23 protein-coding genes and 1 pseudogene are annotated in these 23,698 nt (G+C 42.6%); 9 read left to right on the top strand and 15 right to left on the bottom strand.

What is annotated here, in order from left to right; genetic code table 11:
- Positions 1-458 precede the first annotated feature (458 nt).
- Complete coding sequence (gene metK / locus BCU94_RS15895; RefSeq protein WP_102439707.1) at positions 459-1,610, top strand: methionine adenosyltransferase; 1,152 nt, start codon at positions 459-461, stop codon at positions 1,608-1,610.
- Between the two features lie 142 nt (positions 1,611-1,752).
- Here the strand turns inward: metK and BCU94_RS15890 are convergent, their stop codons facing one another.
- On the bottom strand, positions 1,753-2,355 hold the full coding sequence (locus tag BCU94_RS15890; RefSeq protein ID WP_102439708.1) for a flavin reductase family protein: 603 nt from the start codon (positions 2,353-2,355) through the stop codon (positions 1,753-1,755).
- A 316-nt stretch (positions 2,356-2,671) separates the two neighbouring features.
- Between BCU94_RS15890 and BCU94_RS15885 the strand changes: the two genes are divergently transcribed.
- Complete coding sequence (locus BCU94_RS15885) at positions 2,672-3,262, top strand: GNAT family N-acetyltransferase (protein WP_157937399.1); 591 nt, start codon at positions 2,672-2,674, stop codon at positions 3,260-3,262.
- A gap of 47 nt (positions 3,263-3,309) precedes the next feature.
- On the opposite strand, the gene BCU94_RS15880 is transcribed toward BCU94_RS15885, so the two are convergent.
- The 3 genes from BCU94_RS15880 to BCU94_RS15870 are packed head-to-tail and all read right to left on the bottom strand — an operon-like array spanning position 3,310 to position 4,492.
- Entirely contained in the window at positions 3,310-3,675 is a 366-nt protein-coding gene (locus tag BCU94_RS15880; protein WP_102439710.1) for a hypothetical protein, read from the bottom strand.
- A 50-nt stretch (positions 3,676-3,725) separates the two neighbouring features.
- Positions 3,726-4,268: a GNAT family N-acetyltransferase gene (locus tag BCU94_RS15875; protein ID WP_102476926.1), complete on the bottom strand. Its 543-nt coding sequence runs from the start codon at positions 4,266-4,268 to the stop codon at positions 3,726-3,728.
- Positions 4,265-4,492, bottom strand: a complete 228-nt coding sequence (locus tag BCU94_RS15870) for a hypothetical protein (protein ID WP_102439712.1) — start codon at positions 4,490-4,492, stop codon at positions 4,265-4,267. The genes BCU94_RS15875 and BCU94_RS15870 overlap by 4 nt, the downstream gene beginning before the upstream one ends.
- Before the next feature lie 194 nt (positions 4,493-4,686).
- Between BCU94_RS15870 and BCU94_RS15865 the strand changes: the two genes are divergently transcribed.
- Entirely contained in the window at positions 4,687-5,103 is a 417-nt protein-coding gene (locus tag BCU94_RS15865; protein ID WP_102476925.1) for an META domain-containing protein, read from the top strand.
- 71 nt (positions 5,104-5,174) lie between these two features.
- On the opposite strand, the gene BCU94_RS15860 is transcribed toward BCU94_RS15865, so the two are convergent.
- Together BCU94_RS15860 and BCU94_RS19830 are read right to left on the bottom strand one after the other, a co-directional pair.
- Complete coding sequence (locus tag BCU94_RS15860; RefSeq protein WP_102439714.1) at positions 5,175-6,512, bottom strand: dicarboxylate/amino acid:cation symporter; 1,338 nt, start codon at positions 6,510-6,512, stop codon at positions 5,175-5,177.
- A gap of 196 nt (positions 6,513-6,708) precedes the next feature.
- A pseudogene (locus BCU94_RS19830) lies at positions 6,709-6,930 on the bottom strand (hypothetical protein); the annotation flags it as partial.
- 275 nt (positions 6,931-7,205) lie between these two features.
- Here BCU94_RS19830 and BCU94_RS15850 point away from each other — a divergent pair.
- On the top strand, positions 7,206-7,661 hold the full coding sequence (locus BCU94_RS15850) for a GNAT family N-acetyltransferase (protein ID WP_102439716.1): 456 nt from the start codon (positions 7,206-7,208) through the stop codon (positions 7,659-7,661).
- 90 nt (positions 7,662-7,751) lie between these two features.
- On the opposite strand, the gene BCU94_RS15845 is transcribed toward BCU94_RS15850, so the two are convergent.
- The 3 genes from BCU94_RS15845 to BCU94_RS15835 form a co-directional block, all read right to left on the bottom strand.
- Complete coding sequence (locus tag BCU94_RS15845) at positions 7,752-9,119, bottom strand: L-serine ammonia-lyase (RefSeq protein ID WP_102439717.1); 1,368 nt, start codon at positions 9,117-9,119, stop codon at positions 7,752-7,754.
- 190 nt (positions 9,120-9,309) lie between these two features.
- Positions 9,310-10,602, bottom strand: a complete 1,293-nt coding sequence (locus BCU94_RS15840; protein ID WP_102476924.1) for a serine/threonine transporter — start codon at positions 10,600-10,602, stop codon at positions 9,310-9,312.
- Positions 10,603-11,100: 498 nt separating this feature from the next.
- The gene (locus BCU94_RS15835; protein WP_102439719.1) at positions 11,101-11,874 is read right to left on the bottom strand and encodes a ribonuclease H family protein; all 774 of its coding nucleotides are present in this window, start codon (positions 11,872-11,874) and stop codon (positions 11,101-11,103) included.
- A gap of 102 nt (positions 11,875-11,976) precedes the next feature.
- On the opposite strand from BCU94_RS15835, the gene yjjX reads away from it, so the two are divergent.
- From yjjX to BCU94_RS15810, 5 genes are all read left to right on the top strand, one after another.
- Positions 11,977-12,534, top strand: a complete 558-nt coding sequence (yjjX, locus tag BCU94_RS15830) for an inosine/xanthosine triphosphatase (protein ID WP_102476923.1) — start codon at positions 11,977-11,979, stop codon at positions 12,532-12,534.
- An 81-nt stretch (positions 12,535-12,615) separates the two neighbouring features.
- Positions 12,616-13,656 carry an NADP(H)-dependent aldo-keto reductase gene (locus BCU94_RS15825; protein ID WP_102476922.1) on the top strand — a complete coding sequence of 347 codons (1,041 nt, stop codon included), beginning with the start codon at positions 12,616-12,618 and terminating at the stop codon, positions 13,654-13,656.
- Positions 13,657-13,804: 148 nt separating this feature from the next.
- Entirely contained in the window at positions 13,805-15,055 is a 1,251-nt protein-coding gene (locus BCU94_RS15820) for a cysteine desulfurase (protein ID WP_102476921.1), read from the top strand.
- Between the two features lie 117 nt (positions 15,056-15,172).
- A complete protein-coding gene (locus BCU94_RS15815; RefSeq protein WP_102439723.1) occupies positions 15,173-15,619 on the top strand; it encodes a SufE family protein in 447 nt (148 codons plus the stop codon).
- Between the two features lie 34 nt (positions 15,620-15,653).
- Complete coding sequence (locus BCU94_RS15810; RefSeq protein WP_102476920.1) at positions 15,654-16,835, top strand: membrane dipeptidase; 1,182 nt, start codon at positions 15,654-15,656, stop codon at positions 16,833-16,835.
- 941 nt (positions 16,836-17,776) lie between these two features.
- Here the strand turns inward: BCU94_RS15810 and nqrF are convergent.
- The 6 genes from nqrF to BCU94_RS15780 all read right to left on the bottom strand — a co-directional run bounded on the left by nqrF (position 17,777) and on the right by BCU94_RS15780 (position 23,692).
- Entirely contained in the window at positions 17,777-18,994 is a 1,218-nt protein-coding gene (gene nqrF / locus BCU94_RS15805; protein WP_102438461.1) for an NADH:ubiquinone reductase (Na(+)-transporting) subunit F, read from the bottom strand.
- Between the two features lie 125 nt (positions 18,995-19,119).
- On the bottom strand, positions 19,120-19,728 hold the full coding sequence (nqrE, locus tag BCU94_RS15800; protein WP_076540866.1) for an NADH:ubiquinone reductase (Na(+)-transporting) subunit E: 609 nt from the start codon (positions 19,726-19,728) through the stop codon (positions 19,120-19,122).
- Positions 19,729-19,733: 5 nt separating this feature from the next.
- Positions 19,734-20,354: an NADH:ubiquinone reductase (Na(+)-transporting) subunit D gene (locus tag BCU94_RS15795; protein WP_076540771.1), complete on the bottom strand. Its 621-nt coding sequence runs from the start codon at positions 20,352-20,354 to the stop codon at positions 19,734-19,736.
- Positions 20,354-21,124, bottom strand: a complete 771-nt coding sequence (locus BCU94_RS15790) for a Na(+)-translocating NADH-quinone reductase subunit C (RefSeq protein ID WP_102438459.1) — start codon at positions 21,122-21,124, stop codon at positions 20,354-20,356. Before BCU94_RS15790 ends, BCU94_RS15795 begins: the two co-directional genes overlap by 1 nt.
- A complete protein-coding gene (locus tag BCU94_RS15785) occupies positions 21,114-22,331 on the bottom strand; it encodes an NADH:ubiquinone reductase (Na(+)-transporting) subunit B (protein WP_102438457.1) in 1,218 nt (405 codons plus the stop codon). Before BCU94_RS15785 ends, BCU94_RS15790 begins: the two co-directional genes overlap by 11 nt.
- A complete protein-coding gene (locus BCU94_RS15780) occupies positions 22,331-23,692 on the bottom strand; it encodes a Na(+)-translocating NADH-quinone reductase subunit A (protein ID WP_102438455.1) in 1,362 nt (453 codons plus the stop codon). The genes BCU94_RS15785 and BCU94_RS15780 overlap by 1 nt, the downstream gene beginning before the upstream one ends.
- Positions 23,693-23,698 lie beyond the last annotated feature (6 nt).

Raw genomic sequence — 23,698 nt, 5'->3', positions numbered from 1 at the left:
TACAACTTACTTGTCTGATTTTATTCAATAAAGACACGAGGTTAACCACAGTATTTTTTCAGAGCTTAGCCTCTCTTAAGGCTTATCAAACTCTGTATAGGTACAATAAAGTGGAATCTTGCTGGTTTACATAAGGCTTAATGACCATATTTCTAGTAAGTCAATAAGGGGGCCTCTATTGATAAGCCCAAATCCACTGGCTAAATAAATTGTTTAATTTAGCATACAGCCTTAAAAAATATCACCACAAAAAACACATTAAACTAATACAATCATAAAGATAAGCACAACTAATTCCTAAACAAGCTTTTAGGTTGAATTTAATTATTTGCGGCATTGCACAATTTTTGACTTATTATCGTATTGGGGGGTGTTATCATTTTTAAATTCGACTAAAATAGACGTCTAGATGTAGATACCTCTACACGTTCAAATTCAAAAAGACGAGATTTCCCATTATGGCAAACCACTTGTTCACCTCTGAGTCGGTCTCAGAAGGTCATCCAGATAAAATCGCTGATCAGATTTCTGATGCAGTATTAGACGCAATTTTAGAGCAAGACCCTAAAGCGCGTGTTGCTTGTGAAACTTACGTAAAAACAGGCATGGTATTAGTCGGTGGTGAAGTCACAACTTCTGCATGGGTTGATATCGAAGAAATCACGCGTAAAACAGTGCGTGAAATTGGTTACACTCATTCTGATATGGGTTTTGATGCTGATTCTTGCGCCATTTTAAATGCCATTGGTAAGCAGTCTCCTGATATCAACCAAGGTGTTGACCGCAGTGATCCTGCAGAACAAGGCGCTGGTGACCAAGGTTTAATGTTTGGTTATGCCAGCAACGAAACTGACGTATTAATGCCTGCTCCTATTACTTACGCTCACAAACTTGTGAAACGTCAATCTGAAGTACGTAAAGATGGCACCTTACCTTGGCTTCGCCCAGATGCAAAAAGCCAAGTTACCTTTGCTTATGATGAAGGTAAAATTGTTGGTATCGATGCAATCGTTCTATCAACTCAACATCGTGAAGATGTTAGTCAGGAAGACTTAATCGAAGGCGTAATGGAAACCATCATTAAGCCAGTTTTACCATCACAGTGGTTAAACAAAGATACTAAGTACTTCATCAACCCAACTGGCCGTTTTGTTATTGGTGGCCCTGTAGGTGACTGTGGTTTAACCGGTCGTAAAATCATCGTTGATACCTATGGCGGCATGGCGCGTCATGGTGGTGGTGCTTTCTCAGGTAAAGACCCATCAAAAGTTGACCGTAGTGCTGCATACGCAGCACGTTATGTAGCGAAGAACATCGTCGCTGCAGGTCTTGCAGATCGTTGTGAAATCCAAGTTTCTTATGCAATCGGTGTAGCAGAGCCTACCTCAATTAGCATCGAAACATTTGGTACCGGTAAAGTATCAGAAGACGTATTAATTAAGTTAGTTCGTCAACACTTCGAACTGCGCCCTTACGGCCTAACAGCGATGTTGGATTTGGCTCGTCCAATTTACCAACAAACTGCTGCTTATGGTCACTTCGGCCGTAACGAATTCCCATGGGAAGCGACTGATAAAGCTGAAATCTTACGTGCTGATGCCGGTCTATAATTAGCCCTCATTACAGTATGTAAAACTAAAAAAACCGTCAATTGACGGTTTTTTTATATCTATAATTTGCTGATTGATTCAACTTGGACTATTTCGCTATAGTTTTATTTCGCTACAGTTCTGCAGAGCACATAAACTGTCACTACTTACGAGTAAGCTTAACCTTCTCTCTGGTTAAGCAGTAATCACTGCCGGCCATTCTTCCTATGGCATCTAATTTGTCACTATCGATTCTAAAATCCTCAATGATGTCATCTTTAACATGAATAGCGACGACATTACCTAATATTAAATGGCCAGATAACGGTTCATTGCCCAAATCAATAATCTGATTAAGCTGGCACTCAAAGCTAATTAGCGCTTGCTTAACGAGACTCGGCTTAACTATAGATGCTGGGGCTTTTTCAATGTTGGCATACTCAAATTCATCTATATCCGCAGGAATATGATGGCAAGTTTCATTCATCACCGCTAAATCAGGATAGCTCACTGTATTGATGACAAATTCACCCTGTTGGCGAATATTAGTTAACGTATCCTTTTCCTGACCATCATCCATGCCCATAGGGTTGAAACACAGCACTGGCGGGTTAGCGCTGGCCACAGTAAAAAACGAAAAAGGTGCTAAATTGGCCACCCCATCAACAGAAATAGTGGAAACCCATGCGATGGGTCTAGGCGTTACTCCACCAATCAATAACTTATATATTTGTTGCTTACTTAACTGTTGTGGCGACAATAACATTAGGCTCTCGCAAATATTCTTAATAGGGTAAATCACATTCAACTTTAACAGTACTATGTCAGGTATGTACGCTGTATAGGTTTTAAAAATATGTTAACCCAACACATTTTGATCGGTTAAAGATGAAACTCCTTTGCAAGATATCAAACCGCTGTTCAGAATGACAATTGCTCAATTCTAACAAGGGAGTAATGAAGCGAGTCTTTTCTATCTAAGCCATCAATTAAACATTAAAATTGTGCCATCCAATAACAAAAGAATGAGCTTTCACCTTTCAGAACTTTATCGCTCTACATACTCAATAGGTAAAAATTTAATGCGTAAAACCCAATGGTTATTTGATGATGTCACTCAATTCAAAACGTCAATAGCACCAGCGATGACAGCCGGGCAACAAAAGCGCTGGTCAATGCTGAAACAGTTTTACAAACAACAGATGCCTTATTCAAAGCCAACAATGAAAGAAGATATAGCGGTGATCATGGCTCAAGATACTCAGTTACAGCAGTCGAATATTGATAAAGAAATGAATGAACCTGTTAATACAGTTTCTAGTGCCGCTATTGCTAAAGGAAAGAGTCGCAATAATCCTGACAATAGTATTATTGCGGTAGTAAGAATAAAGCCCATTGGCCAATATCAGTTGGTAACCGGCCTTGTCGTTGCTAGTGAGTATAGAGGCGGTGGACTTGCCCATACATTGCTAGCATTCATTGCTGAAAAACTAAAATGCGAGCAATGTTTTGTATTTTCCTTACCCCATTTAACCCAACTTTATCAAGAGCATGGCTTCAATGAGGTAAAACTGGCGACAAATGATATTCAACAACTTTATCTAAAACATCATTCACCACAAAAACCATTGGTGCTAATGCAGCTGCAGACTCAACTTTCTTCTAGAAAATAGTTTAAAAGCAACCGCTTGTTAAAAACTTCGCGTTAATAATCGTTTCGTTAACAGTGATCAAAATGCGCAGTTTCGACACACATAAAGGAAATCTGCTGTAATGATAAAACTGGTACATTCATCACTCGACCATTGTCAGTATCAAGTAGGTGATTGTCAGTACTCAGCACAATTTGCTCTTGATAACCATTTGAACGCCCGCATAAAATCCATTGGTCTTGCCATTTTACTGCATATATTGACTGAGCATTCCCGCTGGTTGTCGGCTGCTTATTAAGCTCAAATGCTTCACAATCCAAATCATTAGCCGCAAGCACACCCACTACAATTTTTAAATTCTCGAATGCTGATAGTCTTAACGACAAATAAGATGCAAATAACTCATTAAACAGCTGAGTTGTATTTTGTTCCATAGTGACCTCTTAAACCTCATCTTGATGTCTTTTTCGATGAGAGTACGATACTAATTAGCTAACACCAGTAAATAATAATCACGCTGCTGAAAGCCAAAATAATCGACCACTTCCATCGATGCCTTACGGGTATGTGCGGCAAAAGATAATGCATTATCTTCAGCAATGAAGGTGACCATATAAGGTAGCTTTTTGCCTACATGCCTTGCTAACTGACTAACCAGTTGTTCAAAAATACCTTGGCCGCGATGATTACTATGGATCCAAATAGGACCATATTGGCAACTGTTACTCTCAGATAAACGGCTATAACCCATTTCGATACTGGGTAAGCGCTTTAATATCGCTTGATAGATAGACCAAGATTTAAATAGGGACCAAGGGCCAGCAATAACATAACCAATAATCTTGCTATCGCAGCAAGCCAGCATTATCCAGCCTTGATTAATTAAGCTGGTAATTTGCGGCTCCGAAAAGTGTTGCCCTGCCATCCCCTGTCCATTTGACCCTAGCTCATCATGCATATGAGTTAGCTCAAGCTGAGCAATTTCAGCGGCATCATCTCGTTGGGCTAATCGATAACTAACTTTCATTTATCTTGCTCATCATCAGTTGAGTTTACGGCTTGTTTTTGCGCCCAACTAAAAACCAGGGCTACCGGATAAGGCGCCATGATGACAAACCCAAGCCCAATTAAACACGCCACGACTAACATGCCAGAGACTTGACTAGCCACTTCAGTGAATAAATACAAACCAGCGCCGACGGCGACAAAAATCAATCCAACGGCATGCAAAATTTTAAAAATGTTACTCATTAAACTCACTCTTTTTGGCTAATAGCCTTATTGTATCGCCTTATCGGGCAGATTCGGCTGATTTAACATTTATTGATTAAATAAGGCGGTAATAAAATCAGTAAATTATCATTAATTATTATTCAAGATGAAAAAAATCAATGTGACTCAGTATATACTATGGCTATTAACGACCCTATTTGGAAATGCCTCTCATGTTCAAACCTCTCCTCGGCGCGTGTGGTATTATTTTTGGACTCAGTGCTTGTCAAAGTGCGCCGCCTCCAGTTGAACAAGTCAATCTACTTGGCAGTTGGCATATTGAAACCGCGCTATCAAATCCTGTGATTGATAATAGCCCTGCACAAATTACCTTTGCTGAAGAAGGTAAATTATCTGGCAACAACAGCTGTAACCGCTTCTTTGGTGATTATAGCCAGCAACAAGATAAGCTAAGCTTAACGCCTGCAGGCACTACCAGAATGGCCTGTGTTGAAGTATTGATGCAGCAAGAGCAAAGTATTATGAAAGCAATGACGTTAGTCACCAATATCAAACAAGCGAAATCGGGTAAGCTATTACTAAAATCTCAAGATGGCGCCACCTTATTGGTATTGGCTAAACAAGATTAGCTTGCGATTAAACAAAAAAATAGTGAAGCCATGGCTTCACTCTTTTTGTATCAATCGCTCACAGCATGATGCTAGCTAGGTATTTTTACCTGTGACTCAGTTTGTTGTAATTCAGTTTCTGCCTGCTGCACAATCATCGCAGACTGCTCCATATCCGCATTATAATGCTCAACATCAAGTTCATCTTCAGAGCGAGCAATCATAGTCGTTGCCACTAAGTCTCCTGAAACGTTAACCACTGTTCGCGCCATATCTAATATTCGGTCGATACCGGCAATAATTGCCACACCTTCAAGTGGTAAGCCTACCGTTGTTAACACCAAGGTCAACATCACTAAACCAGCGCCAGGCACACCCGCAGTGCCAATTGAGGCTAAAGTCGCGGTAAGAATAATCGTTATGTATTCAACCCAAGTTAAATCCACCCCAAATGCCTGAGCAACAAATAACGCAGTCACGCCCTGATAAAGCGCTGTGCCATCCATATTAATGGTGGTTCCCAGTGGCAATACAAAGCTTGAAATCTTTTTATTCACACCTAAGTTTTCACTGGCACACTTCATGCTCGCAGGCAGGGTTCCTGCTGAACTTGAAGTGGTAAATGCCACCGCCATCGCATTAGCAATGCCTTTAAAAAACTGCAGCGGATTGAGTTTGCCAAACACAGTTAATACTAAGCTGTAAAAACCAAGAATATGTAATGCACACCCCAAATAAACCGCTACAATGACTTTAATTAGCGGCAACAACATCTCTAAGCCATACTCACCTGCAACCCAAGCCATCAGGCCAAACACGCCATAAGGTGCTAACTTCATCACCATGTCAGTCAGCTTGTACATGGCTTCTGCTAAGCTTTCAAATAGCTTAATCGCAGGCTTGCCACGCTCGCCGATTAACACCAGTGAAATACCTAATGCCACAGCAAATACAATTACCTGCAGAATTTGACCACTGGCTAGTGCCGCGACAGGGTTAGTCGGCACAATATTAATCAAGGTATCCATTAAGCTTGGCGCTTGCTTTACATCGGCTGCAGCTGCAGCCCCTTTAAGACCAAGACCTGCACCAGGCTGCATGATATAACCGACAAGCAGGCCAATACTGATAGCAATCGAAGTGGTACCTAAATAAAAGGCAAAAGACTTAAAGCCAATTCGGCCCATTTTCGCCGTATCCTGCATCGAGGTCACACCAACAATGAGCGAGCAAAATACCAAAGGAATAATTAACATTTTGATGGTATTTACAAACAAAGTACCAATGGGTTTTAAATAGTTGGCATCTTCACCTAGGCTTACCCCAGTAATAATACCTAGCACCATACCTATGAGGATTTGTAACCACAAAGGAACTGACATCCAGCGAGACCAGGCCCGACCAAGAAGTGAAGGAGCATGTTTTGACATGATTTAAAACCCTGTAAAATTGATAGTTGAGTAATTAAGTACGCTGCTTATGATATGACTAACGAATGCACCGCTAAAGGTGGCATATATCACGATAAAAATCGGCGACGCATACTAGCATGACACCTCAACTACATTAGATGATCTAGGTCACCTTATAAGGTCTATACACTATAAATTACAGGGTTTAAGCGCATTAAGCTTCAAAAACAGTTTCAGCCTCATCAGTACCGACCTTTAGAGTATAAAGTGCTGCCGGAGGTCGCTCCCTTTCAATTAAGTAACTCCAGTAATCATCATCAAATCCCGCGAGAAAATTATTGCCCTCGCCACGTGATTTTAAGATTAACCACCACCAGACCATGCCCCAACAGCCAAAGGTGACTATGGTGAGCAAAAAATGCAACAAATGATTAATCGAAGGCTGTGTAAGCGATCTGACTGTAGTAGCATGAGCTAAGTGAATCCTATTAGGGTGGCTAAAATATCGCCTAACCCTAAATTGATAGCGTCGGTAAATCGATGAGCTGACAGCTTTATTAGCCTGAACCGTAGAATTTAATCCTGATTGACATTGAGCATGTGGCTTTGCCATAACTGCCCCCAAAAACAAAACAAGTATAATTATTAAGCATAGCAGCTTAGACTTTAGTCGAATAAAAATTAGCACTATTTTTATATCAAGGAGCCACAATGAAAATAAGAAAAGGCCAACTATCAGATTTATCAGCATTAGTTGAATTTAACCAAGCCATGGCAATGGAAACTGAGCAGCTTCACTTGGATAATGAACAGCTCACTAAAGGGGTGAGCACTATGCTAAGCAGCCCAGAAAAAGGCTTTTATTTAGTGGCTGAGATAGATGGTGACATCGTGGGTTCATTAATGGTCACCCTTGAATGGAGTGATTGGCGCGCAACTAACTATTGCTGGATCCAAAGTGTGTATATACGCCCGCAAAACCGCCGCCAAGGAATATATGGCAAACTTTATCAGCAAGTTAAAGCAATGGCTGAGGACATGGGCGGCGCGGCCAGTTTCAGATTATATGTAGAGCATGATAATCATGCCGCTCAGCAAACCTATAAGGCACTCGGCATGGAGCAAAGCCATTATTTGATGTTTGAACAGCTTCCAGAAGCTCACTAATCAGCGTCAACTATCAAAAAATCTCAATAAAAAAGGCTTTCAAATGAAAGCCTTTTTTATTGAGTTCAAGCTGTTATCTCAAACTAAAAATTAAGCACAAAGGTTAGTCACTTTAATGGCTAAGCCGCCTTGACTGGTTTCACGGTATTTAGAGTGCATGTCTTTGCCAGTCTCATACATAGTCGCGATCACTTTATCTAAGCTTACTCTAGGCTCTGAATTACGACGAAGCGCCATACGTGAGGCATTAATCGCTTTAACCGATGCTATGGCATTACGCTCAATACAAGGCACCTGCACTTGACCTGCGACTGGATCGCAAGTTAAGCCAAGGTTATGCTCCATGCCAATTTCAGCCGCCATACACACTTGTGAAGGTGAGCCGCCCATTAACTCAGCTAAGCCCGCCGCCGCCATAGAACACGCCACACCCACTTCACCCTGACAGCCCACTTCAGCACCAGAGATTGACGCATTACGTTTATAAAGCGAGCCGACTGCCGCTGCTGCTAAAAAATAACGACTGCATTCTTTAGGGCCAACCTTTTGAATAAACTTATTATAGTAAGCTAATACCGCAGGAATAATCCCAGCAGCGCCATTGGTTGGTGACGTCACCACGCGGCCACCAGCAGCATTTTCTTCGCTCACAGCTAAGGCAAATAAGTTAACCCAATCAATTATTTCCATTGGATCATTACTTAAACGCTCACAGCGTAATAACTCACGATGTAACGCTGGCGCTCGACGTGACACTTTTAGCGGCCCCGCTAACACCCCTTCAGTATGACAGCCCTTTTCAATGGCGTTTTGCATGGTTTTCCATACTAAACTAAAGCCAGTGTACATCTCTTCTTCAGTGCGAAAACACAGCTCATTTTGCTTCATCAAACCGCTGATGCTTAAACCTGACTCTTTGCAGTGCGCCATGAGTTCATCAGCAAAATTAAAGTGATAAGGTACTTTTACCCCATTAGAGTGTGTTTGATTAAACTCAGCTTCATCAACAATAAAGCCACCACCGATTGAATAGTAGGTATTTGAGTAAACACGCTCATCACCAATCCAAGCATGCAACTTCATCGCATTTTCATGTAATGGCAGCGTTTCAGGATGAAACACTAATGCATCAGTAGGGAACGCCACATGATGAATCGCATCACCAATGATAATTTCTTCGGTTTTAGCCACTTGAGCAATGAAATGTTCAATAGCTTCAATATCCACAGTTTCAGGCTCATTACCGGCTAAACCCATAATAATAGCGATATCAGTATGATGACCCTTTCCCGTTAGTGAAAGAGAACCATAAACATCCACGGTAAATTTAGTAATTTGTGTTAGCTGTCCTTGTTCAATTAAATCATCAACAAACCGATTAGCCGCTTTCATTGGGCCTACGGTATGCGAGCTTGATGGCCCAATACCAATCTTAAAGATTTCAAATGCACTAAACATAGATGTACCTCAACACTTTTGTATCTAAGCGCGCGGTTTTGGCTATCATGTCAAATCAACATCGATTGTAGTTAATCAGTTGAGTTAACTTAATTCACTTGGACCAAAACAACACACTAAAACAGCAAAGATAAAACAGAAAAGAGGAGCATCAAAGATACTCCTCTACTACAGCAAAACTTGAATTAATTTAGCTCATTAAGCCAAATAGAATCGCTGTCATAGCCAGTAAACCAGCAATAACCACAAACACATTACTAATGCGGCCACGGTAAGCTTTTAGCGCAGGTACTTTATGGACAGCATACATAGGCATTAGATAAAGGATTGCAGCAATAATCGGACCGCCCAACGCTTCAATCATGCCTAAAATGCTTGGGTTAATAACCGCAACAATCCAGATGCTGAAGAACATGAAAGCCAAAATGAATTTATTTAGCTTAGCCTCTGATACTTCTTTATTACTGCTACGTAATTGCTTAGTGATCATGCCTTTTAAACCTTCAGTCGCCCCTAAGTAGTGGCCAAAGAAAGAAGAAATAATCGCAATAAACGCAATAATAGGGCCAAAGTAGCTCACAAAACCACTTGAGTGAACATTGGCTAAGTAAGACAAAATAGCTAAGTTTTCACTCTTTGCTTCAGCAAGTTGCGCTGGGCTTAATGATAAAACACAAGAGAACACGAACAGCATCACGAAGCCTACAAGCATCATTGAGGTGTTACGTAAAATCACATCTGCTTTTTTAGCTGCATTGTTGCCATGCTCACGCTTAAGTGACACAGAGAATTGTGAAATTGCAGGAGAATGGTTAAAAGCAAAGATCAATACTGGAATAGTTAACCAAACAGTACCAAAAAACTCACCTGCCGATGGCACCACTTGCAAAGCATCCATTTTCCAGTCAGGAATTAAGTAAAATGACATAAATGCCAAAATCGCAACCAGTGGGTAGACTAAAAATTGCGTCACTTTCAGCATGAATTTTTCACCCGCAACCATCACTGACATCATGCCAATAATAAGTAATGCCGATAATAAAAAACGTGGCGGTGAGGCAAAGCCAAGCTGGTGAACAATAAAGCTATCAACTGTGTTAGTAATACCAACACCATAGATAAGCACAATAGGAAAAATAGCAAAGAAGTATAACAGCGTGATCGCTTTACCCGCATTAACGCCAAAGTGCTCTTCTACCACTTGAGTAATATCACTACCCGGATTCTTAGAAGAGCACACAAAGCGAGATAAACCGCGATGAGCAAGGTAAGTCATAGGTCCAATAATAACGGCCATCATGACTAAAGGCCAAAAACCGCCCATACCCGCGTTAATAGGTAAAAACAAAATACCGGCGCCAACAGCGGTGCCAAATAGACTTAACATCCAAGTGGTATCTTGACGACTCCAGCCTTTAACTTGAGTTTGCTCACCTTGAGTTGCTACAGCAACATCCTGCGCACTGATTGAATCTCTTTGCATGGAATAACCTTTGAGGTAACTAATTTGGCACGGAGAATACAGTGTTCTTATTTGAGAATAGTGACCTAGTTCATTTTTTTGATCCCACACAGCAATAAGAGAGGCGCAATGTGCGCATGATCAAATATTAACTTGGTTACTAATACAGCTTCATTAACAACAATTAATTTAATTGCCAACATTAGATACAAATGATCAACTGCGAATGTACTGCAAAGTCACAAGCCAAAGGGGTTTAAACACTAATAACCTAGTGAATACTTGACTATTTCAATCAAGTAACTCAAGGTTTTTCGATGATAAAATAGCCTTATCACTGTCGAAAGGGAAACGAGAAGGTTAGCTTGAAATAGAAGATTAGCTTGAAAAAGAAAGTTAGCTGGAAATAGATAAGTAAGCTAAAAGCAAAGTTAATATTCACCCAGCAAAGCGTCGAATTTACATTTTTACAGCGGTAAATTCGACTCAACTGAAGTTATATACGATATAACAATATCGCTAGCCCGTTCTTAAACTTAATATGGCGGCGACATCCAGCGCCTTGTCATATTTGACAAACCCAGTCAGTTTTTGATCAATGGCATAAATCGACATACGGTCGGCCAATTCATTGCCTTCAATCCCCACATGAGCGGCAACGTGTTCAATCTCCATATCATCTTTAATGGCATCATAAAGTTCATGAGCCTGCTTAATGACTTCAAGATTGGCGATATCACCGGCAGTCTTGCGTTTCCAGCCTTTTGACTTCCAGCCATAAGCCCAATTAGTGATGCAATTAATCGAATATTGGGAGTCACTGAGTATTTTAACCGTTTGATTAGCCTTAATGGCCTTTTGTGCCACTAATATCGCTTGATAAAGCGCATTCAATTCGGCGCTATTATTGGTGCCATTGGGATTATATAAACCAAACCACAACTCAGCGACTGCGCCATTACGGTAAATCGCCATTCCTGAGCCCGCTTTACCAGGGTTGGGCTCACAGCCGCCATCAGTGAATATCATCACCTCATGAGTGGATAAATCAATCTTAGCTTTGCTGGTCGATGTTGTTTTAGTCGCAGTGCTAGCTTTACTTTTCGCGCTAAAAGCCGCTTTACCTATACTTTTACTTGCCGATGCGCCAAATGCCGCTTTAGCCTCTGCTTCAGTCGGGAAAGATTTGTATTTTGCTTGGGGAAATTTATCCACCTGCTTCTTGGTATAATCCCAACTGGTAAAAATGCCGGTCTCACGCCCTGCCCAAACCACATAAAACTTCTTCGCCATAATGACTTCTCTATAAAATCGCTTAAGATACTCAATGCGCACCAGTTTAGCGTATGACGTAGCAAAATCACCAACTGTTCAGTAAAACTTGGATACTAATTTATGCCTCAAGCACCATTAACGATTATTGTCGGCTCAAATAACCCCGTAAAAATCAATGCCGCCAAAGTGGCCATCAGTCAGTATTTTCCTGATCGTAAAATCAATTGCAGCGGCATGCATGCGCCCTCGTTAGTGGCCGATCAACCCATGACAGATGCAGAAACCAAATTAGGGGCCATTAATCGCGCCCAGTTTTGCCAGTCGCAATACCAATCAAATGCCCAAGAGGCTGACTTTTTTATCGCGATGGAAGGCGGTGTTGATAATTTTGACCATGGCCCTGCGACATTTGCTTATATGGCCATCATTCATAAGCAACAACTATCAGTTGGTCGCAGCGCGCTACTGCCATTACCCACTCAAGTTTACCAAGCGCTAGAGCAAGGTGAAGAGCTGGGCCATGTTATGGATAAACTCTTTAATACCCACAACATTAAGCAAAAAGGCGGCGCAATTGGATTACTCACTCACGGCTTAGCAACCCGCGAAAGCATTTACACCCAAGCGATTATTTTAGCGATGGCGCCTTTTATGAATGCTGAATTTTTCAACAATTAGTTTGCCCATAGGAATAAGTTACTTTGTTTTATGGATAAAGATTGCTAACTTCGAAGTAACTCGTTTCCATAGGAGAATTAAATGGAATATCAACGCATAGCGCATTCTAGCCTTGATGTTAGCAAGATTTGTCTTGGTACCATGACATGGGGCGAACAAAATACCCAAGCCCAAGCTTTTGCACAAATGGATTACGCCATTGGCCGCGGAATTAACTTTATTGATACCGCAGAAATGTATCCAGTGCCACCCAATGCTGACACCCAAGGTGAAACCGAGCGCATTATTGGTCACTACCTTAAGCAAAGAGGCAATCGCGATAATTTAATCATTGCATCAAAAGTGTCAGCTGCAGGCCCTAAAAGTGATTTTGTTAGACCAAACATGGCCTTAGATTGGGTCAACATCCACCAAGCGGTTGATGCATCACTAGAGCGACTACAAGTCGATACCATTGATTTATATCAGCTGCACTGGCCTGATAGACACTGTAATTACTTCGGTGAGCTACTTTACGACCAACTGGATGATGAACATCAAACCCCTATTTTAGAAACCTTAGAAGCATTAGCTGAAGTCATCCGCCAAGGAAAAGTGCGCTATATCGGCGTGTCCAATGAAACCCCTTGGGGCTTAATGCAATACCTTCGATTAGCTGAAAAGCATGGCTTACCCCGCATCGTCAGTGTGCAAAATCCTTATAGTTTGCTTAATCGCAGCTTTGAGGTGGGCATGTCTGAAATCAGCCACCGTGAAGAATTGCCTTTGCTGGCCTACTCGCCTTTAGCTTTTGGCGCATTAACAGGTAAATATGAAAATAATCAGTGGCCTGAAAACGCCAGATTAACGTTATTTAAGCGCTTTGCCCGCTATAACAGCACAGCAATGGCAATTGAAGCTACTCAAGCTTATGTGGATTTAGCCCGTGAGTTTGGTTTGTCGCCAACCCAAATGGCCTTAGCCTTTGTTAATTCAAGACGCTTTGTCGCTTCAAACATTATTGGCGCTACCAATCTTGAACAGTTAAAAGAAAATATCGATAGCCTTGATGTTAGTTTGTCCGCAGAGCTTATTGGCCGCATCAACGAGCTGTCTAACCTTTATCGCTTGCCTTGCCCATAACAAGTGTGAATAACAGGGGTTAATAAGACCTTTTGCCAATCAGCATATTGATGCTTGCAATAAGCGCTACAATCTATGAAGATCGTAGCGCTTTTCTTATGCTGAAGCGATAACTTCAGCGATTCATCATTAACTTAACGAGCTTTCAATGACAGTGCCTGTGGATACCGTTTTAATTAATAATGCCTTTGATCACCAAGCTATTCGATCTCAGTTTCCAATATTGGATCAACAGCTAGATGATAATCCATTGTGTTATTTAGATACGGCAGCCACCAGCCAAAAGCCTGTTAGTGTCATTGAGGCAATGACTCAGTATTATCAGCATGATAACGCTAATGTGCATCGCGCCGCCCATCAGTTATCAGCCAGAGCCACAGCCAACTATGAACACGTTCGTCATCAAGTTAAGCAATTTATTAATGCTAGCCAAACTGAAGAAGTTATTTTCACTCACGGCACCACTGAATCGATCAACATGGTCGCTGCAGGCTTAAGCAAACAGCTTAAAGCTAATGATATTATTTTAGTTGATAGCGCCGCCCATCACGCCAACTTAGTACCATGGCAACAATTGGCCAAAAATACCGGCGCTGTGGTTAAACCCATTCCACTGAATGAGCATTTATCCATTGATATCAATGCCTATTCAGCACTGCTTAGTTTAAAACCTAAGCTTGTGGCCATAAGCCATGTGACCAATGCGCTGGGGTCGGTAAATGATGTCAGCCAATTAGTTGAGCTTGCCCAGCAAGTAGGGGCTCTCACCCTTGTTGATGGCGCTCAGGCCATCGCTCATATCGATGTCGATGTACAACAAATTAACTGCGATTTTTATGTGTTTTCAGGCCATAAAATGTATGGCCCCACTGGCGTTGGGATCTTATATGGTCGTTATGCCGAACTCGATAAGCTTGAACCGCTGCTAACAGGCGGCGAAATGATAAAGTCGGTGAGTTTTGAAGCTACCACCTTTGGGGAGTTACCCAATAAATTAGAAGCCGGCACCCCAGCGATTTCAGCGGTTATCGGTTTAGGCGCGGCCATTAGTTTTATCAATGGACTGCCAAAAGCTGAGTTACTGGCCCATGAGCAAAGCTTACTGAACTATTTGCAAAATGAACTCAGAAACTTAGGCGATATAACCCTTATTGGTGCAACGGCGCATAATATTGGCGTGGTTGCGTTTAACTTGGCACAAGAGCATCATCAAGATGTTGGGATACTACTTGATCAACAAGGCATAGCCGTTCGTTGTGGCCACCACTGCGCCATGCCATTAATGCAGCAGTTAAACATTAAAGGTTGTTGCCGAGCATCCATTGGCCTCTATACTAATAAGCAAGACATTGACCTGTTTATCGCGGCGCTGGGTAATGTCAAAGATCTACTGTTATAGCTTTAAGTTATAGCCTGATGTTTTAGCCTTAGTATTAGGCTTATGTTTTAGGCTGGCTTTTTAACCTTAGCTTTATAGCTGCAAATACTCTCCACCACCTGATAGTAAATTGAGAAAATGACTAACCAATTACCACAACCCCAAGAGCACTGTTTTAAACCGCTAGATAATAAGGTCGCACAAGCCGTCAGCGCGATTGAGTCAGCAAGCAACTGGCAAGATAAATACCGTCAAATCATGCTGGTTGGTAAAGCCCTACCGACACTTGATGATGCCTTTAAGCTAGAGTCAGCCCAAGTCAAAGGCTGCGAAAGCCAAGCGTGGCTTTACCATAAAGCGATTGATGGCAAACATTTTTTTTGTGCCGACAGTGATTCACGTATAGTTAAGGGTCTAATTGCTATACTGTTATATGCAACTCATACAAAAACCAGTGCCGCCATTAGTGCATTTGACTTAACTGAGTATTTTGAACAATTAGGACTTAGCGGCCAATTAAGCCCCTCTCGTACCAATGGGCTTACCGCACTCGCCAATGCTATTAAGCAATACGCCGCAAACTAATCAATAATGATTACGAGCGTTAAAAGGAATAACAATGTCTGAAAGCGCTTGTAACCAAAACAGAAGAACCCTACTTAAAGGGATCGCTGCAACCAGCTTACTTTGCCCGCTGTATAGCACTTCTGTGTTTGCCGCCTCCAAAAAGCGCCTCTATATTGATGGTTTATCATTTCTGCCCGAAAACCTAGCAGATGTTCGCGAATCAAAACTTGATGCTTACATCTGTGATATCTCCGCTATCGAAACTATTACACAGCCCGATGGCACCACCAATTACAAACGCACCTACCAAGCCTGTATTGAAAGTATAAAACAAGCTAAAAAAGTGGTCGATGATAACCCTTCAGTTTTATTACAAGGGCTAACAGGCAACGACATTGCCAAAGCCCGAAATGAGCAGCGCACCGCGGTGTACTTTCAAATCCAAGGCGCTGACTGTGTTGAAGCCGATGCCGATAACGCTAACAGTGGCGATAAGCCTTGGCCACAACTAGACCAATTTCACAAACATGGTTTACGGGTGCTGCAATTAACCCACCACTACGGCAACCGCTTTGCCGGTGGCGCATTAGACAATGATGGCTTTCAAAGCCTCAATAAGCCACTGACCGCTGATGGTAAGGCATTAATCGCCGAGCTTAATCGTCACAATATTCTTATCGATGTCAGTCACTCAAGTCCGCAAACCGCACTGGATACCGCTAAAGTCTCCACTAAACCCATAGTGCAAAGCCATGGCGCTGTGCGCTCCATCGTCAATAATGCTCGCTGCTCACCCGATGAAGTGATCCGCGCTATTGCCGACACTGGCGGTGTGTTTGGTATTTTCATGATGAGCTTTTGGCTCACCAATAAGCCTGTGCCGACCATTGATGATTATATTCGCCAACTTGATAGGGTCGCTAGACTGGGCGGCATGGATGCAGTAGCCATTGCCAATGATTTCCCACTGCGGGGCCAAGAAAACTTACTGGCGTTAAATAACAATAACGCCGAAGGGGTAAAACAATACCTGGGTTGGTGGCAAAGTCTTGCTGATAAAAATGTATTAGGCTTTGACCATACCCCAGAGCATGTGGTGATCCCAGAATTTAACCATATCGACAGAATGAGTCGCATTGACGATGCACTGGCCAAAGCACGTTATAAGTCGAGCGATAGAGACCGCTTTTTAGGTGGTAACTGGCAAAGAGTGCTTAAACAAGTGTTGGTTTAATTTACATCGGATTTAGACCTACATCCTTTATTTCCAAACTCCGTTTGGATTAACATTGTGGCGCTTCGTTCACACCTGATTTATTTTTTTAAATATTTCCAAACTCCGTTTGGATTAACGTCGTGGCGCTTCGCCCACACCAGAGTCAAGGGGGAAAGCGCTTGTCCCCCTTAACAAACCCTCAGCGCCCCTAACGAAAAATGCTGAAAAGCGCATAGTTTTCGATGGGGATTGATCCGGCTTTTAACTTCGTTTGTAGACTGCTTCGGTCTTATTCGAAAATGCTAACGCTTCCGATGGTGCATCCCTGCACCGCGAAAGCTATGCTCACATCCATGTGAGCATCACGCTATTTTCTTCAACGTCCTCAATTCAAATTGAGCCTTTTGGATTTTTAGCTTTATATCTTTTTAATCTTTTTAATCTTTTACTTGGCACTAATACAGTCAAATCGAAGAAGCAATAATCCCAGTGTAGATGCAGCAGCGAACTTCCAAAACATGGATGTTTTGGCAGAGCCTACATGGATGTACTTGCGGCGTCTCGCAGTTGTATCTGCACATAAGCCTGCGGCAGGCAATTGGTTAAATCGAAGTTATGGTCTACGTAAAAAGTGCCAATATAAATGGAGAATAGAGTTGGTGGTCATGAAACATTTTGCCCCCTTTTTAATTTAGTCTTTAATCACAGGAGATGTTAACCATCGCAATTTGACCTCATTTCACTTATGCATGTAATCTGTTATCAATATAAAAATAGCAGCGATATAAGGGAGGGTTACACCTTGAACCTAGCTTACAAGGTAAACATCAAGATTTTAAGCTCGACAAACTCTAGACTCGATAAATTTTAGACAAAAAAAGCTGAAACCTAGGTTTCAGCTTTTTTGTTTTGAAACGCTTACTGTTAGTTAGCTTACTTTGAACATTAGTAACTAAACACTAGCCACCAAAGTCATCTAGCAAGATATTTTCTTCTTCAACACCTAAGCTTTCTAGCATGCTGATCACAGAGGAGTTCATGATTGGAGGGCCACACATGTAGAACTCACAATCTTCTGGCGCTTTGTGATTCTTAAGATAGTTTTCCAATAATACCGTATGAATAAAGCCGGTATAGCCGGTCCAGTTATCTTCAGCTAAAGGCTCTGACAAAGCTACATGCCATTCAAAGTTGTCATTTTCAGCGGCTAAGGTATCAAAATCATCTTGGTAAAAAATCTCTCGCGCTGAACGCGCCCCATACCAAAAAGACATTTTACGTTTTGTTTGCTTACTCTTAAGTTGATCAAAAATATGCGAACGCATCGGCGCCATACCTGCACCACCACCAACAAACACCATTTCTGCGTCTGTTTCTTTGACAAAAAACTCACCGAAGGGCCCTGAAATAGTTACCTTGTCGCCAGTCTTTAGATTAAAGATATATGACGACATTTGCCCTGGTGGTAAATCATTGCTTGGCGGCGTAGCAATACGCACATTCAGCATGATGGTGCCTTTTTCATCAGGGTAGTTCGCCATTGAATAAGCACGCAATACATCTTCATCAACGGTTGAAACTAGGCTAAATAAGTCGTACTTATCCCAGTCATCACGATATTGCTCAGGAATATCAAAATCAGCGTATTTCACCTCATGGGCAGGGGCTTCAATTTGAATATAACCACCGGCTTTGAAATGAACATCCTCCCCTTCAGGGACTTTCAGCAGCAGCTCTTTAATAAAGGTCGCTTGGTTGTCATTAGAAACTACCTCACATTGCCACTTTTTAACCCCAAAGATCTCTTCATCCACTTCTAGTTCCATGTCGGTGCGCACCGCAACCTGACACGCTAACCGGCAGCCTTCTTTGGCTTCTTTTTTGGTGATGTGGTCAAGCTCTGTGGCTAAGATATCACCGCCACCTGATTTCACTGTGACCCGACATTGGCCACAGGTGCCGCCACCGCCACAGGCCGATGGAATAAAAATACTGTTGCTCGCCAGTGCGCCAAGCAGTTTATCACCAGCAGGTGTGCACACACTTTTGTCTGCATCACCATTAATGCCGATGGTGACATCACCCGTACCCACCAATTTGCTTTTGGCGAATAAAATTATCATTACCAGCAAACTTACCACTATGGTAAACATGCCTATGCCAATTGCCATTTCCATTAAATGCACCTTCTCAACAGTTGCTGATAACAAGCAGTCTCATGGGTCAGTTTTACCAAAACCACTGATTCAAGCATGAGTGAGTCATCTATAAGCGAATTCAAATTTGTTTGCATTTTCACGCCTTACAAAGTGATGCCAGCAAATGACATAAAACCTAATGCCATTAAACCTGTAGTAATAAAGGTAATGCCAATTCCTTGCAGCCCTAGTGGGATAGCATGAAATTTCATCCGTTCACGCAGCCCGGCGAGTAAGACAATGGCCATCGCCCAGCCCACTGCACTACCTGCTGCAAACACCACAGATTCGCCTAAGTTATAATCACGGTTGGCCATGAAAATAACCCCAGCAAAAATGGCACAGTTCACCGTTAGTAGCGGTAAGAAAATACCTAAAGATTGATACAGAGTTGGAATGTATCTTTCTAAAAACATCTCCAAAATCTGCACTAAAGCGGCAATCACCCCAATAAAGGTAATTAACTGTAAGTAGCTTAAGTTAAGCTCAGGGAAGCCTGCCCATGCCAGTGCACCTGGCGCAAGGATATTCACGTAAATCAGCTGATTTACCGGTACGGCTAATACCATCACCACAATCACTGCAATGCCCAAACCAAATGAGGTTGAGACCTTTTTAGACACCGCGAGGAAGGTACACATGCCTAAGAAAAAAGACAGTGCCATGTTGTCGATAAAGGCCGCTTGAATAAATAAATTAATATAGTGTTCCATTGCCATTATCCTCTCTTACGCTGCACAACATTGATCGCCCAAATCATCACGCCGATCAAAAAGAATGCGCTTGGTGGCAAGGTGAACATTTCATTGGCAAGATACCAACCACCGTTTTCGATAGTGGTAAATATCTCTTTGCCAAATAAGGTTCCGCGTCCTAGTAGCTCACGCACAAAGGCGACACTTAATAAAATCACCCCGTAGCCCATGGCATTACCTAGCGCATCAACAAATGCCAAATGCGGTGGGTATTTCATCGCAAAGGCTTCTGCGCGGCCCATGATGATACAGTTGGTAATAATCAAACTGACAAATACAGATAACTGCTTTGAAAGCTCATAAGCCACGTCCTGCAACACCATATCAACGATAATTACCAAAGAGGCAATCACCGTCATTTGCGCAATAATACGCACGCTGCTAGGGATAAAATTGCGAATGCTCGAAATGATCACATTGGAGCACACTAAAACAAAGGTCACCGCCAGTGTCATTACCAATGCGGTTTGCATTGAATTACTCACAGCCAGTGCAGAGCAGACCCCTAGCACTTGCATCGCCACTGGGTTATTGGCAAAAATCGGTGAGGTCAGAATTTGTTTAGTTGAGATAGTCGTACTCATTATTTCGCCTCCGTAGTGGCAAACTGGTTAAGAAAGGTTTGATAACCTTCTACACCAAACCAAAATTCAACCGCACGTTGAATGCCCATGCCCGTTCGGGTTGCGCCACTAACGCCATCAACACCGTGAATATCGCCAGCTTTAGCACCGCCTTTGATAACCTTGATGGAAATTTTGCCTTTATCATCAAATAGCTGCTTACCTTTCCATAAGTCAGTCCACTGGGGATCTGTTACAAAATCAGCAATACCAGGGGTTTCACCGTGTTCGTAGAAAATAATATTCTCAACGGTATTTAAATCAGGCTTAAGGGCTAAATAACCATAAATCATCGACCACAGTCCTTTACCATAAATGGGCATCACCACACTGGATAATTGACCATTAGCGTCAAAGACTTCAAATACGCGGATATTATCCGCACGGCTTTTAATTTTGGCGGTATCTTTTTTAGGTTTTGATGATGTATCTGGGTTTATCGCTGCCATACGCTCATCAAAATCAAGTAGATTGTCATGATCAACAAACTCACCCGACTCTAGATTGACCATTTTAGGGCTTACTCTTTGTTCAAATAATTCCCTAAAATCGCCGCTGCTGATATCAATATTGGCGGCCCGTAATACAAACTGCTGCACTTCATCACGCTTTTTAACCAGCTTACGTTCTTTTAAAATTTCAGCGGTACCGGTGATCATAAACGAACAGACCAAACTCAGGCTGATGATAAAAATCATCGTGCCAGCTATGCTATCTTTCTTAAAGGCCATGGCGTTTTAGTCTCCGTTTAATGTTGGCACGAGCCACCAGATAATCGAATAATGGCGCCCATAGATTTGCGAACAATATCGCCAACATGATCCCTTCAGGCAACTTCACATTCAACACTCGAATGAGTATGGTCATAAAGCCAATTAACGCGCCATAGGCGTATCGACCACTGCGGGTATATGAGGCGGTCACAGGATCGGTTGCCATAAACATCATCCCCAGTGCAAAACCACCGGTAACTAAATGCCATGTCCACGGCATAGAAGCCATAGAGCTTTTCGCAGGTCCAACTAAGTTAAACAATATTGCTGTAGCGATCATGCCGAACATAACCCCTGCAACCACTCGCCAATCTGCCACTCGAGTTAGCAGCAATACTCCGCCGCCAATCAAAATAGCTAAGGTGCTGGTTTCACCAATAGAGCCTGGAGTGAAGCCTAAAAATGCATCCATCCATGCAGGATCTGATAAGGCGCTAATCCAGCTAACATCGGCAAACATATTCGCGCGACTGGCTGCAGCTTGGGTTAAGGTGGTGGCACCTGAAAAACCATCAGCAGCAACAAATTGGCTTAAGGCTGCGACTTCTGTGGGGTAGGCAAAATAGATAAAGGCATAACCGGCTAACGCTGGGTTTAAAAAGTTATAACCCATGCCGCCAAACATTTCTTTGGCTACGATAACCCCAAAGGTCACTCCTACAGCAATAATCCATAAGGGTGTCGATACCGGCACTATGATAGAAAACAGTAATGCTGTAATAAAGAAGCCTTCATGTAATTCTTGGCGCCGCACTTTGGCAAAAACCACTTCCCACACTAAACAGACAAACAAGGTCATTAGGTAAATTGGCACATAATAACTCGCACCATAAGCCATTAAGCTGACAAAACCTGATTGTTCGGTTAACTGGCCAAACAGCATTGAAAACAAGCCAGCCTGCCAAGCCTCAGGTTGAGTTGCCCCAGCCATGATGGCAATTTGCGCTTGTAAGCCTAGGTTGTACATCCCAAAAAATATGGCGGGCAGTAAACACATACCCACAATATGCATGGTACGTTTTACATCAATGGCATCACGAACATGCACTTTACCTTTGGTACTGCGGCCACGAGCAATCCACAAGGATCGCAAGTAACTTTTCATCGAGTCGCCATGAGCATAATAGCGATCTTGATGATCCGGTTTCTTTTGTTGCTGACTCATTAACCTTCCCTCTCGATGATATCTAGGCAAGCACGTAACTCTTTACCAAAGTCATACTTTCCGGGACAAACAAAGGTACAAAGTGCTAAATCTTCTTCGTCTAATTCTAAAGCGCCTAATAGCTGTGCTTCATCGGTATCTCGCACCACCAGATCTCTCACCAACAAGGTCGGTAAAATATCCAAAGGCATAACGCGGGCAAGCTGACCAAAAGCCATCATCGCACGAGGAGAGCCACCTGCATGGGTGGTAAAATCAAACAGTTTTTTAGTACGGCTAAAACCTGACATCATGATACCTGTCAGTGAGAACTTTTCTTTATTACGGCGCACCCAAGGTAATAACTCGTGACGGGCGTTTTCAGTTAGTACACAAACTTGATTATGATAACGACCTAAATAGTTATAAACCCCAACTGCGGTATGGCCACAAAGTACGGAGCCCGATACCACCCGTGAGTGAATATCTTCAATTTCATTTTCGACTAGCTCACCCAAGTCTGCCCCTAATTGGGTCCGCAGTAACCTTGGTTTTAACACATTGGGTCCAGCAAATGACACCACTCGCTCATTAAATAGCTCACCGGTTTGAAACAGCTTGCCAACGGCAATCACATCTTGATAGCCAATATGCCAAACTACCCGCTCAACACTTACTGGATGCAGCAGATGGATATGAGTACCCACCAGCCCAGCGGGATGAACGCCGCCAAATTGATATGACTCAACTTGAGCTAAATCATGGCCGGGTAACGCCTCACCTTGATCATGACACAGCATCACTTTACCATCGGTTAACCGGGTTAGTGCCTGCATTCCCACAGCAAATGCTTGTGGCTGCTCAGCGATAATCACGCGAGGATCGGCCGCTAACGGATTACTGTCCATGGCGGTCACAAAGATTGCCGATGGCCTAGTATCTAACGCGGGAATTTTTGAGAAAGGGCGGGTTCTTAATGCCGTCCATAACCCACTGTTAACCAGATTGGTTTGCACCGCTTCGCGGGATAATGCCAAAACATCATCGCTAGTAGCAAAACTCACGGCTTCATCGCCTTCGCAACGGATCACCACTGATAATAGCACCCGTTTTTCGCCCCTGTTTATGGCAATCACTTCGCCACTCGCAGGGGCAGTAAAGGTCACTCCGGCAATCTTTTTATCTTGAAAAAGCGCTTGGCCTTTTTTAACGATATCACCTTCTTCAACCAACATAGTCGGCTTTAAACCAACATACTCTTCGCCTAATATGGCAACTCTGGTTGGCTTTGCTGTGACGTCGATTATTTGTTGCGGCTCACCCGCGATAGGCACATCGAGGCCCCGTTTAATTGTTATAACCTGATTTGAGGATCCAGCCATTACTTG

Source organism: Shewanella sp. 10N.286.52.C2 (assembly GCF_002874545.1).
GTDB lineage: Bacteria > Pseudomonadota > Gammaproteobacteria > Enterobacterales > Shewanellaceae > Shewanella.
Note: the sequence above shows the minus strand (reverse complement) of the source record. Positions and strands in the feature narration are given on the sequence as shown.